This is a genomic window from Aliivibrio sifiae, assembly GCF_002954705.1.
GTDB classification, from domain to species: domain Bacteria; phylum Pseudomonadota; class Gammaproteobacteria; order Enterobacterales; family Vibrionaceae; genus Aliivibrio; species Aliivibrio sifiae_A.
In genome coordinates, this window is sequence record NZ_MSCO01000001.1 from 2,031,248 (window position 1) to 2,044,022 (window position 12,775).

Sequence of the window (12,775 nt, forward strand, 5' to 3'; positions counted from 1 at the left end):
CGCGCTTAAAGAAGAGTTTGGTTTCTCAATCTTATTCATTACGCACGATTTATCACTAATGGTTGAGTTTTCTGATCGCATTGGGATCATGTACTCAGGTGAATTGATAGAGGTTGCTTCTTCAAAAGAGATCTTAACCTCTCCTTACCACCCATATACAAAAGGGCTGGGTAGTTCATTCCCACCACTAACGGGGCCAAAAACAAAATTAACAGGTATCCCAGGGAATCCTCTTAATTTATTAGAAATACCGCAAGGTTGTCGCTTCCAGTCTCGTTGCCATCATGCACATGAGATATGTCGAACTATCCCTACACAACTTCGTCAAATTGAAACTGGCCACTTTTCGAATTGCCATTTATTTACTCAACTTCAGTATTTGGAATCATGATGAACAATAAATTTGGCAAACTACTGATTGAAGGTAAAAATCTAGTTAAAGATTTCCCTGTTAGTAGCAACGCACTTAAAAACCCAATGATGCGAGCAATCAACGATGTGTCATTCAAAATGTACAAAAGTCGTGGTCTTTCTGTTGTTGGTGAATCGGGTTCAGGTAAATCCACCACAGCAAAAATGATCGCAAAAATGTACGCACCGACAGACGGCGTAATCGAATACAAAGGCCGTGATATTCAAGATATCGTTAAGAAAAATGATCTCATGAAATATCGTGAAGGCGTACAAATGGTATGGCAAGACCCGTTTGGATCTTTAAACCCAACCCATAATATTTTTCATCACCTTGCTAGACCACTTCTTATTCATAAGAAAGTGACTCCAGGTAATCAAAAAGAGCTGGAGGATCGCGTTTATGATCTTCTAGAACAAGTGGGGTTGATCCCACCAAAAGAAACGGCGGCTAAATTCCCGCACCAACTTTCTGGTGGCCAACGTCAACGTGTCAACCTTGCTCGAAATATAGCGGTTGGTGCAGAGGTAGTGCTTGCTGATGAACCGACCTCAATGCTTGATGTCTCTATACGTGCGGGCGTTCTTAACCTAATGGAAGAGATGAAGTTTGAGAAAGAAATGTCTCTACTTTACATCACTCACGATATTGCAACGGCTCGTTATATCGCAGAAGATCTCGCGGTCATGTACGTAGGACACATGGTTGAATGGGGTGATACCGATGAAATCATTCATGCTCCTCAACATCCATATACTCAACTATTAGTATCAGCGGTGCCAGACCCAAGTAAATCGATTCATACCAAACTGAAAGGCAACAAAGGTGAGATCCCTCTTTGGACACCAGAATCAACAGGTTGCCCATTTGCAGGTCGTTGTACTCACGTAACTAAAAAGTGTAAAGAACACATGCCTAGCGTAACTAAACTGTCAGACAATCATTTTGTACGTTGTTATTTATACGAATAATTAAAAGGACTTTCCATGCAGCATTTTACATTCATGCGCACAACGGATTATGAACATCGCGTTGTAAAAAATATACAGATCATTTTTGGTTCGACCAAACAACTTGAAATTGACCGTGATACCTTAGAATGTGATGGACTCATTACATTAAGTACTTATACCATCGCTAACATTCAAGATATTGGTCATCTTATTGCGACGACCTTTAAAACCGCAACAGAACTGAATGTATTCTTAAGTGACGATGCTATCTCTCTGTTCCAACCCGAACTATGGGTAAAATGGCTTTCTTTTGGTTTATCACTCTCTGTTTATAACTATAAACACAGCAACAGTCTGCAATTAGTACCAACATTGGCTTTATTTGCGTTAAATAGTTCATCGCTTTCACTTTTATCTGCCTTTGCGCAAGGGCAATCCTTAGCGAAAAGCCAATTAATCTCACGCGAGTTAATGAATAAACCAGGCAATATCCTTTACCCTGAAAGTTTTGTTCATGCCGTTGAAGATCTTGCCATTAAGAACATTTCCCTTTCCTCTCTTTCTGGAGAAGATATGTTAACCCAAGGCTTTGGCGGACTAATGGGAATAGCCCAAGGCAGCGATAAAGATGCTCGACTGTTATGCTTGGACTATCATCCTGAAAAGGTTCAATCAACCGTAGTGCTTGTAGGTAAAGGCGTTACGTTTGATTCAGGTGGTATCAGCATTAAGCAACCTCGCTACATGAGTACAATGAAAGTTGACATGGGTGGTGCCGCTGCCGTCGTTGGTGCCCTTAATGCGATTGCAGAACAAAACCTACCAATACGAGTGGTTGGGTTATGTGGTTTAGTTGAAAATATGCCTTCGGGCAATGCCGTTAAACCCGGTGATGTTGTTACTATGCTTTCAAAAACCAGTGTTGAGATTATTACCACGGATGCAGAAGGACGCATGGTGTTAGCTGATGTACTTCATTATGCACAAGACACTTATCAACCTGATTATCTTATCGATATTGCAACCTTAACTGGCGCAACAGGAATTGCATTAGGAAAAGAATACGCGTCATTAATGGGCAATGATAATTCATTACTTTCTATCGCTAAAGAAGCCGGAAAGTCATGTGCTGAAGCGGTATGGCAGATGCCAACAGGCGGCTTATATGAAACAACATTAAAAAGTGATTTCGCCGATTTACGCCATGGCAGCGAAGATCCTGATGGCAGCGCGTGTGTCGCTGCGACTTTCTTAGAACACTTTATCGCACCGACACAAAAATGGATTCACATTGATTCGGCATCGATGTCATTAGGAATGACCCATCGTCATATTCACCCTAGTGCAACCAGTGGTTTTGGCGTTTTATTACTTTCTCAAATTTGTCAGCATATTGCTCAGCAATAATTCTCTTTATTTAAAATTATAATAAGGTAATCACGATATGATCCTACTCGCTAACTCCGAAGCATTCCCTGGAATTGAAGAATCAGCTCGCCGTCTACAAGCAAAAGAAGATGGCCTATTGTCACTGATTGAAGGCATAAAAATTGTAGAATTAGACCCTAGAGTTCGTACTGTAGGTTACGGTGGTTGGCCTAATGTACTTGGTGAAATGGAATTAGACGCATCCGTGATGGATGGCAATAGTTTACGCACTGGTGCTGTCGGTGCGTTAAAAGGTTATATGCACCCAGTTGATGTTGCCTACCAAGTAATGCAAAAGCTGAATCATGAAATTTTGGTCGGTGAAGGTGCAGCTATTTTTGCAAATGAAGTAAACGCCGTTGCCGGTAATAACTTAATTGAAGATTCTAAACAAGTATGGTGGGAAAAGCTGGCTCTGGCCATGACAGATGAGGAGCAAAAAGCGTTTCCTAACGTCCCTTTAGCGCCACTATCTAATAATGCAACAGATCCAGAGCGCGTTCGGGATACTACGGTGTTTTTATCTTCTGATCATCAGGGAAAAATCAGTGCTGCTACCTCTACATCCGGTTGGGCTTGGAAGTATCCAGGTCGTTTAGGTGACAGCCCTATTATTGGAGCAGGATCTTACGCCGACAGTCGCTATGGTGCTTGTGCTTGTACTCATACAGGTGAAATGAGTATCCGTTGTGCTACCGCTCATTCTGTTGTGCTATATATGAAAATGGGGATGTCATTAAACGAGGCAGTTTACGAAGCAATTAATGATCTGACTTATCTTAAAGATGGCTATACAGAAGGCGTTACAATTCACGCTATTGATAACAAAGGTAATCATAAAGTCGTTAGCTTAAATTGTCCGGGAAATATCACCTATTGGTTCTGGGAGTCAGGTATGGATAAACCAGAAGAACGCCAAGCAGAAGTCATCATGACAAAATAACATAAAATTAATCGTAGCCATTCAACAAAGCCAGAGAAATTGTCTCTGGTTTTTTATACCAATCACAGTGAGTAGGCGATCAGAAATAGTGCAGGGGAAATGCTTGAGAACAAGGCAAAATTTTTCGATAAGTAGTTATTCTACAATCAAAAATTTCAACGCAGTTATCGAGCATTTTAACCAGCTAGGATGATCAGTTACTTACTACGATTGGTATTATTATGTAAACGATCTATTACTCCGTCAATTTTCACTTTGCTTCCATTTATTAGATAAACATACTCGAAAATGTGTTTTTACTGTGTTTTTTTGCATGATAGGATCTAATATTAATTTAACTAAGTACTTATTCACTTTTACTTATTAAAATCATTTGATTAACTTCTTGCTCAGATTGATATTAAAATGACTCTTATTGAGCTTATCTAAGGAACTCACCATGTTTTCATCACTTAGAACACAACCCTTCCTCGCCATCCTCACTTTACTTTATTCATGCGTTTTTCTCTTCACTGCTTTTAATCCAATATCACGCGCCGTTTGGGTAGCAGAAATCTTACCTGCATTATTAATTCTTGCAGGTATTCTTTACATGGCAGCTCATTTTGAGTTTAGTAAAACAGCGTATGCATTAATGTTTATCTGGCTTGTTTTACATACCATAGGTGCTAAATATACGTTTGCCGATGTACCCTTTGATTGGTTTAATAATTTAATTGGTTCTGAACGTAATAATTATGACCGCGTCGCTCATTTCTCTATTGGGTTTTACGCCTACCCTATTGCCGAATACCTTATTAAAACAAAAAAATGCTCTGCACCACTCGCTATGGCGTTTGGTTTATTTACATTAATGAGTGTAGCAGCAGGGTATGAAATCATTGAATGGTGGTATGCCGCGACGGCTGGTGGTGACGAAGGAATTGCTTTTTTAGGGTCTCAAGGGGATATTTGGGATGCACAGAAAGACATGCTGTGCGATACCTCTGGAGCGTTAATGGCCTTATTACTAATGGTAACCCAACGTAAACGCGGCTAGTTTCAGGTTTCAGGTTTCAGGTTTCAGGAGAGGATAGTTCCTGAAACCTGAGATGCTATTGTTAATTCTTACTCATCTATTTCATCTAAATAATCATCAAGATCGTCTTCAGCGTCTAAATCGACTTCCGGTTCAACTTCTGCCTTAAAATCTTGGCGTTGTAGATAAACATCACGCGTTAATACGTATGGATCTGGTGATGCTTCTAATATAGGCTCTTGAGAGATAAGCTGAACGCGAGACTCCATGCCCTCTAAACCCCATTTACCTAAACCTTGCCAGAAGTTTAAGTAAGATAGCGGCATATATAAACCATCTACAAAGTCTCCCGCTTCTCGTAATGTCCATGGCCCATATCCTGGCAACATAAAGTAAGGGCCATTACCGACACCATAATGACCTAATGCGTCACCAAAGGATTTACTGTCTGGTTTTTGTATCTCAGCAGCGCTAGCAATATCAATTAAGCCGACTAGACCTAATGTCGTGTTCAACCAAAATCGGTTGAAATGCACCATTGCCATTTCACCATTGCCCATGAATATATTGTTTATCATGCTCGATGGTTCATCTAAATTCGCTAAAAAGTTTGCTATTCCCATACGAATAGGGGTTGGCGTGTAATCAACATAAGCAACAGAAACTGGGCGAACTAAATAAGGGTCTAGAATATCGTAATTCAGGTCCCACATGACACGATTAAAACCCTCTAGGGGATCACCACTATGAGAGTCATCATAATCAACCTCTACAATCTCGGTTGTTTCTAATTCATTATTTTCTTGCTCTGGGGTTTGAGAACACCCAGCAATAAAAAACAGTAACGAACAAGAGATCCATATTCTTTTAAGCACAACACACCTTCGCCTAACTTTATTAATATTATTATAGTTTATATAAAAAAACGGGTAGAAGCTTAATGCCTCTACCCGCCGTAGTATGCCACTTGTTAAGAGATATTAATATTGCTTATCAATCTCAACTGATACATTTTTACCAAGTGTACTTATTGAACTTTCACCGTACCAATCGCCCTCTTTTGTCGATACATTACCGTCTTGATCGATACGTGCTCGAACAATAAAGTTTGGCATATCTGACAATTTACGTTGCTCAATCATATTGTTGTCATCAGACATCATGATTTTAAGCGGAAAGCGACTCAAAGGTACACGAGCAGCCGCTATTGGCATTGGTGAACCATCTGCTGGGTGAATAGAAACAATCACGACACCTTGAGAAGGTAGCGTTACATTACTGCCTAGGTTAACCGTGATCGGAACTTGCTTATCTAGATTCGCTTCAGGGTTAATCTTAGATTGAGCACGCTCAATACTACGAGTTAGCATTTCATAGCGAGAATCATCAGGACCAATCAGCATTTGCATTGCTTTCCAAGCCGATACTGCGCCTTTATAATCTTGACGCTCAAACGAGCTGAAGGCTAATAATGATAAAGCACGTAAATTAGTGGCATCACCACGAAGCACTTGTTTTAGCATTTTCTTAGCTTGTTCAGCTTTTGCATCATCACCAGAAAGCATAAGCGATTGCGCATAGCCTAACTTAATATCAACATTCGTTGGTTCTAATACATACGCTTTTTTCATTGCTCCAATAGAAGTATCGATATCTCGATTCGACATACCAATACGACCTAATAGGAACCAGCCCATTGCGTCTTTTGGCTCATTATGTAATTTAGTACGTAATGCCAATGTTAAGTTTGTCATTTCTGAATCGCTAAGAGAAACTCCCTCAGGATTCATTAATTGCTTAGATAGCTCAGGCAAGCGTGCGCTTACTTCTTGCCACTTTTCAATCTTATCGATATTACCAAACTTAAAATACAAACCATAAGAAATTGCGATAAAGATAATGATAGAAGGTAAAATAAACAGTCGTGCATTTAAGTTATCTTGCTCTGCTTTCTCTTTCGCTGGAATATCATCAAGTAATGATTGCTTTAGCTCTGTGATTAACTCATCTTGGTTATTAACAAGGCCTTCAGCATCTTCTTCTTTCAGTTCAGCTAAGCGATCTTTATAGAAAGCTTTATTCAATTCATCTCGGCGGGCTTCATCATCTTGCTCTCTTGCTTTCCATAAAGGAAGAATGATAAATACCACACCAACAAAAATTAGGGCTAAGGTTGAAATCCAAAACAAAATCATTTGTTTACCTTCCCATCTTCATTGTTATTCTCATCTAATAAAGCGTTCAAACGTTCTTCATGTTCGTTATCCCACTCTTCTGAATTTGCTTCTACCGTTGTTTTACTCTTTTTGCTACGCAGAACAATAAAACCGAAACCAAACACAAGTACACCTAATGGACCTAACCATAAAACTAATGTACCAGCCGTTAATGGTGGATCGTAAGTTACAAAATTACCATAACGATCAATCATATAAGCTACGATTTCTTCATCCGTTTTCCCAGATTTGGTCATTTCATACACTTTATGGCGCATGTCTTGTGCAAGCTCTGCACTTGAATCAGCAATATTGTTGTTCTGACACTTAGGACAACGCAGTGTTTGTCCTAATTCTTTAAATTGCTGTTCTTGTTCTGGCGAATCAAATTTATATAAATCAATCGTGGCATAGCTTGCTTGTACAGCAAAGAAACTCAATGCAATTGCTGCAAAACTGCGAAGACCCCATTTACGTAAACGACTATTCATTATTTAGCCTCCGCAACAAGTTGATCATACATTGGTTTTAATACTTCATTCCAATTACGATCATTCACATCACCAACATGTCGATAGCGAACAATACCATTACTATCAATCAGGAAGGTTTCAGGAGCGCCATACACGCCTAAATCCATACCAAGCATGCCATCACCATCAAACAACGTGATCAAGTAAGGGTTACCCAACTCTTTTAGCCATTGGATTGCACCTGCTCGCTCATCTTTATAGTTCATTCCAATAATTTTAACACCTTCAGTTGCAAGGGTATTTAGGTATTGATGCTCGGCATAACACGTTGGACACCAAGTCGCCCATACATTTAGTAGTAGAGGCTCGCCTTTAAAGATACTTTGATCGTACAGTTTGCCTTCTTCTGCTAAATCTTCTAAACGGAACTCTGGTACGTGTTTACCAACGAGAACTGATTCCAGTTTCGTTGGATCATCACCATTTGAATTACGTGTTAACTGAGTAGCAAACACAGCAACCAAAATTAAAAACAGAGCTAAGGGTGCAAATAAAAAATTCTTATTCATAATTTAAGCTTCCTGTTTTTTGTCTGTTTTACGAAAACGGTAACGTTTATCAGATAAAGCTAACATGCCGCCTATCGCCATAAATAATGAACCAGCCCAAATCCAACGCACAAATGGTTTGTAATAAATACGCACAGCCCATGAACGGTTATCATCCAAGCGCTCACCCATTGCGATGTATAAATCACGAGTAAAGCCACGATCAATCGCTGCTTCTGTCATCATTGAACCCGCTGTTTCATAAAAACGTTTTTCAGCATGAAGCGTGTTAATTGCTTTACCATCTAGCGTGATATCAAAGTCAGCCGTATAACCATCATAGTTAGGGCCATCAGTATCACGAACGCCTGCAAAGTAGAATTGGTAACCGTTCATTTCAATGTGCTCACCTGGCGCTAAACGAACATCTTTTTCAATGCTGTAGTTTTGTACCATGGCAATACCAATAATAGTTACAGCTAGACCAATGTGCGCGAACATCATCGCCCAATGGCTGCGACCTAGTTTCGTAATACCTACAGAGAATGAATGGCGATGAGTTGCACGCTCGTACAATTCAAAACCGTGTAAAATCACAATCCAAATAGACATCATCCAGCCAAGGTATGGCATGAATTGGAATCTATCGGCAAAGATAACCATGAAAATTGCCGCTAGTGGGATCGTAATCGCACCAGTAATTATCATGCGTTTTGCTAAATGACTTAAGTTATCGCGCTTCCAACGGATCAGAGGACCAATACCCATTAAGAAAGCGAACGGGATCATTAGCCATGCAAACAACATATCAAAGAATGGTGCACCAATGGAAACTGAACCTAAACCAAGTTGTTTGTGAACAAGGGGTAATAAGGTACCAACAAGCACGACAACCAATGCTGTCATGAGAAGAATGTTATTCGCTAATAGCGCATTCTCGCGCGAAAACAGAGAGAAATTACCGCGCACTCTTACTGATGCTCCTTTTAATGCAAACAACAGTAATGAACCGCCTATCACCATAACAAGGAAACCAAGTATAAACATGCCTCGCGCTGGATCTGAAGCAAAAGCATGAACCGATACTAAGATGCCTGAACGTACAAGGAATGTGCCTAATAAACTTAATGAGAACGCTAAAATTGCGAGTAATACTGTCCACGCTTTAAACGTACCGCGCTTCTCTGTTACCGCTAATGAGTGCATTAATGCGGTACCAGCTAGCCAAGGCATGAATGAGGCGTTTTCTACTGGATCCCAGAACCACCAGCCACCCCAGCCAAGTTCATAATATGCCCACCATGAACCTAGAGCGATACCTACCGTTAAGAATGACCACGCAGCGATAGTCCAAGGACGAGACCAACGAGCCCATGCAGTATCTAAACGACCAGCCATTAATGATGCGATAGCGAAAGAGAAAGCAACCGAGAAACCAACATAACCCATGTATAGCATTGGCGGATGAATAATTAAACCCGGATCTTGTAGCAACGGGTTTAAATCACGACCATCAATAGGGAAGAATGGTAGCGTACGCAAGAATGGGTTTGATGTAAGAATAATGAACAGTAAGAAACCGACGTTAATCCACCCCATTACAGCCAAAACTCGTGCAACTGATTCTTGTGGCATGCCGCGGCTAAAGGTAGCAACGGCAACAGTCCAACCTGCTTGAATCAGAACCCAAAGTAATAGTGAGCCTTCATGAGCCCCCCAAACTGCGGTTAAACGGTAATACCAAGGAAGTAAACTGTTTGAGTTACTTGCTACGTATTGCAAGGTGAAATCATTAATGTAGAACGCCCACATTAAAATTCCGAATGATAAGCTGAGGAGTAAGAACATACCCCACGACAATGGTCTTGCACTTTGCATTAATGCTTTATTGCCACGGCTTGCACCGTACATAGGCAATATACTCAGTAGGATCGAAAGTCCTAAAGAAGCAATTAAGGCAAAATGACCGAGTTCTGCGATCATTGACCTGTTCCTTGTTTTTGTTGTTCTGTGTATTGAAGTGGTTCATGCGTTTTCTTCATTGCTTCTGCAATTTCAGGTGGCATGTACTCTTCATCATGCTTAGCTAATACTTCGTGAGCCTTTACTGTGGTTGCATCAACAAGAACACCTTGTGCAACAATACCTTGGCCTTCACGGAATAAATCAGGAAGAATGCCGTTATAAATAACCGTCACTTCAGGACCAATATCAGCAACTTTAAATGACACTTCAAGAGACTCGCTATCACGTTTAACAGTACCCGCGACAACCATACCACCAATACGAAGACGCTGACCTACCTCTGGTTTAGTACCGTCTGGCTTACCATTAACAAGTTCTGTTGGTGTATAGAATAAGTCCATATTTTGATTCAATGCATATAACATTAAACCAATCGTTGCACTGACCCCAAAGAATAGAGCAAGGATCAATCCCAGGCGCTTTTTACGTCTTGGATTCATAGTGTGTTCTCCATAGTTTTTGCTTTTTTAATTCGTTCTTCTCGTGCCATTTTCTGCTCTATCTCTTTTAGCAATTGGCGACGCTTGCCTAAGCTAGAAAACAAAATCCAGAATAATGAGAGAAAAGTGGCGCCGAATGCGCCCCACACATAAGTGGCGTATCCACCCATGGCTAAAAAATCACTGAATGTATCAAAATGCATTACAATAATTCCTTTTTCTCAACTAACGCTCTAACCCAAGGACGATGGCTCTCTTTTGCTAAAATTTCATTCCTAAAGCGAATAAGAGTCACAGAACCGAAGAAAGTTGCAAAGCCAATGATATTTAATAATAAAGGCCACAACATATCGGCAGAAATGGAAGGTTTATCAAACTTAGTAATACTTGCACCTTGATGAAGTGTATTCCACCACTCTACAGAGAAATGAATAATTGGCAGGTTAATTACTCCTACAATCGCAAGAATACCCGCAGCACGAGCTGCAGTGCGTTGATCATCAAATGCACTATAAAGCGCCATAACACCTAGGTATAAGAAAAGAAGAATAAGCTCAGAAGTTAAACGTGCATCCCATACCCACCATGCGCCCCACATTGGTTTACCCCAAACAGCACCGGTTAGTAAAGCAATGAACGTGAAGACAGCACCAATTGGAGCCATTGCCGCTGCAGCCATATCAGACAATTTTAATTGCCATACTAGACCAATAAATGCCGCAATTGCCATCGACATATAAGCGCCCATAGACAAAATAGCGGAAGGTACATGAATATAAATAATTCTAAAGCTGTCACCTTGCTGATAATCAGACGGTGCAAACGCTAAACCCCAGATAGTTCCAACGATTAGACTAATGATCGAAATCACCGCAAACCATGGCAACAGTGTGGTACTTAATTGATACGCTTTTTCTGGTTTAGCGTAAGGATGTAGCCATTTCCACATTGGTTTATCTCACTTACTCAAATATAAAAATTATAATTATGTTTATTGGACACTAACACGCAAAGCTGAACTAATTGCAAATGGCGTTAAGGTTGCGGAGCCCATAAAAAGAGCACCTAAAATAGCTAGTTGGCCATTATAAGCCATCCCTAGGCCTGCAGCATCAATCGCTGATGTCGCAAAGATTAGAACCGGGATATATAAAGGTAGAATCAATAAGCTTAGTAAAACGCCACCTTTTTGTAATCCTACAGTTAAAGCAACGCCAACAGCTCCAAGAAAGCTCAATGTTGGTGTTCCCAGTAATAGTGTTAAAACAATTGCTAACCAAGAATCAAAATCCAAAGATAATAAAATAGCAAGCAATGGGCTAATAATGATCAATGGCAAGCCAGTTAGCACCCAATGAGCAAAAACCTTAGCCAAAACTAATACTGACAACGGTGTCGGCATCAGCATCATCTGTTCTAATGACCCATCAGAAAAATCATCTCTGAATAATCGTTCTAAAGAAAGCAATGCGGATAAAAGTGCGGCAACCCACACAATCCCTGCTGCTATACGTGCTAAAAGCATCGGTTCTGGGCCAATACTTAATGGAAAAAGCGTAATAACGATGATAAAAAACCACAACGGGTTAAGAACATCGGCCTTACGACGAAACGCTATTAATAATTCACGTCGAATAATTGTTGTCATTGAAGTCAGCATCTACTCACCTAACCTAATTTTTTTCAATTCATCACTGTCGGTGAATAAATCTTGGTGAGTGGTCAATAAAACGATACCGCCTTGTTTTGCATGGTCCATGAATAATTGCTCAAGCACTTTCACGCCCTGTTTATCAATCGCGGTTAGTGGCTCATCTAAAATCCATAATTTGTGATTACTTAACCACAATCGAGCCAATGCAACACGACGTTGCTGCCCTGCTGATAACTGTCCAGCGGCAACATCTTCTCTTCCTGCTAAACCAACACGAGCTAATGCATCCCAAATTGCGGGTTCATCGTAATTATTATGCATTGATTGATAGAAGGCTAAATTCTCAAATGCAGTTAGCTCTCGCTTAACTCCAGTATGATGCCCAAGAAAAAGTAAATCAGAATGAAACTCTTCTCTGTGCTGCTTAGTTAATTCGCCATTCCAATAGATATCTCCTTCATCCGCATAACCTAACCCTGCAATAATACGAAGTAAGGTTGTTTTACCTGCACCATTTTGTCCTTCAATTTGAATCAGCTCACCACTAGATATGGTAAAACTTAGTTTTTCAAATAAAACACGTTCATCTCGAATACAGGTTACGTTGCGAATTTCTAGCATAACTGTCTATTGTTAAAAAATATTATCGGCATTCTAGCACAGCA

Annotated in this window: 15 protein-coding genes; 5 read left to right on the forward strand and 10 right to left on the reverse strand. The window is 40.3% G+C overall.

The genetic code is table 11. The annotated features are described in order from the left end of the window. The 5 genes from BTO22_RS09010 to BTO22_RS09030 form a co-directional block, all read left to right on the forward strand. A partial coding sequence (locus BTO22_RS09010) for an oligopeptide/dipeptide ABC transporter ATP-binding protein (RefSeq protein WP_146107532.1) occupies positions 1–391 on the forward strand: 391 nt, incomplete at its 5' end. Further along, the gene (locus BTO22_RS09015; protein WP_105055191.1) at positions 391–1,383 is read left to right on the forward strand and encodes an ABC transporter ATP-binding protein; all 993 of its coding nucleotides are present in this window, start codon (positions 391–393) and stop codon (positions 1,381–1,383) included. The genes BTO22_RS09010 and BTO22_RS09015, both read left to right, overlap by 1 nt. Positions 1,384–1,398: 15 nt before the next feature. After that, positions 1,399–2,772: a M17 family metallopeptidase gene (locus BTO22_RS09020; RefSeq protein ID WP_105055192.1), complete on the forward strand. Its 1,374-nt coding sequence runs from the start codon at positions 1,399–1,401 to the stop codon at positions 2,770–2,772. 37 nt (positions 2,773–2,809) lie between these two features. Then, a complete protein-coding gene (locus tag BTO22_RS09025; protein WP_105055193.1) occupies positions 2,810–3,736 on the forward strand; it encodes a N(4)-(beta-N-acetylglucosaminyl)-L-asparaginase in 927 nt (308 codons plus the stop codon). Positions 3,737–4,175: 439 nt separating this feature from the next. After that, a complete protein-coding gene (locus BTO22_RS09030) occupies positions 4,176–4,775 on the forward strand; it encodes a DUF2238 domain-containing protein (RefSeq protein ID WP_105055194.1) in 600 nt (199 codons plus the stop codon). 68 nt (positions 4,776–4,843) lie between these two features. Here BTO22_RS09030 and BTO22_RS09035 read toward each other — a convergent pair whose 3' ends face one another. The 10 genes from BTO22_RS09035 to ccmA form a co-directional block, all read right to left on the reverse strand. Then, entirely contained in the window at positions 4,844–5,629 is a 786-nt protein-coding gene (locus BTO22_RS09035; RefSeq protein ID WP_105055195.1) for an MlaA family lipoprotein, read from the reverse strand. A 105-nt stretch (positions 5,630–5,734) separates the two neighbouring features. Further along, entirely contained in the window at positions 5,735–6,949 is a 1,215-nt protein-coding gene (gene ccmI / locus BTO22_RS09040) for a c-type cytochrome biogenesis protein CcmI (protein ID WP_105055196.1), read from the reverse strand. Beyond that, complete coding sequence (locus tag BTO22_RS09045; RefSeq protein WP_105055197.1) at positions 6,946–7,461, reverse strand: cytochrome c-type biogenesis protein; 516 nt, start codon at positions 7,459–7,461, stop codon at positions 6,946–6,948. Before BTO22_RS09045 ends, ccmI begins: the two co-directional genes overlap by 4 nt. Further along, positions 7,461–8,012: a DsbE family thiol:disulfide interchange protein gene (locus BTO22_RS09050; RefSeq protein WP_105055198.1), complete on the reverse strand. Its 552-nt coding sequence runs from the start codon at positions 8,010–8,012 to the stop codon at positions 7,461–7,463. The genes BTO22_RS09045 and BTO22_RS09050 overlap by 1 nt, the downstream gene beginning before the upstream one ends. Before the next feature lie 3 nt (positions 8,013–8,015). Further along, a complete protein-coding gene (locus tag BTO22_RS09055; RefSeq protein WP_105055199.1) occupies positions 8,016–9,974 on the reverse strand; it encodes a heme lyase CcmF/NrfE family subunit in 1,959 nt (652 codons plus the stop codon). Beyond that, the gene (gene ccmE / locus BTO22_RS09060; protein WP_060991535.1) at positions 9,971–10,456 is read right to left on the reverse strand and encodes a cytochrome c maturation protein CcmE; all 486 of its coding nucleotides are present in this window, start codon (positions 10,454–10,456) and stop codon (positions 9,971–9,973) included. Before ccmE ends, BTO22_RS09055 begins: the two co-directional genes overlap by 4 nt. After that, positions 10,453–10,659, reverse strand: a complete 207-nt coding sequence (ccmD, locus tag BTO22_RS09065; RefSeq protein ID WP_005420294.1) for a heme exporter protein CcmD — start codon at positions 10,657–10,659, stop codon at positions 10,453–10,455. Before ccmD ends, ccmE begins: the two co-directional genes overlap by 4 nt. Next, positions 10,659–11,405 (reverse strand): heme ABC transporter permease, encoded by a 747-nt coding sequence (locus tag BTO22_RS09070; RefSeq protein WP_105055200.1) that lies wholly within the window; start codon positions 11,403–11,405, stop codon positions 10,659–10,661. The genes ccmD and BTO22_RS09070 overlap by 1 nt, the downstream gene beginning before the upstream one ends. 42 nt (positions 11,406–11,447) lie before the next feature. Continuing rightward, positions 11,448–12,116, reverse strand: coding sequence for a heme exporter protein CcmB (ccmB, locus tag BTO22_RS19945; RefSeq protein ID WP_060991538.1), 669 nt, complete (start codon positions 12,114–12,116; stop codon positions 11,448–11,450). Beyond that, on the reverse strand, positions 12,117–12,731 hold the full coding sequence (gene ccmA, locus BTO22_RS19950; RefSeq protein WP_181044585.1) for a cytochrome c biogenesis heme-transporting ATPase CcmA: 615 nt from the start codon (positions 12,729–12,731) through the stop codon (positions 12,117–12,119). It abuts the gene before it with no gap. Positions 12,732–12,775: the final 44 nt, after the last annotated feature.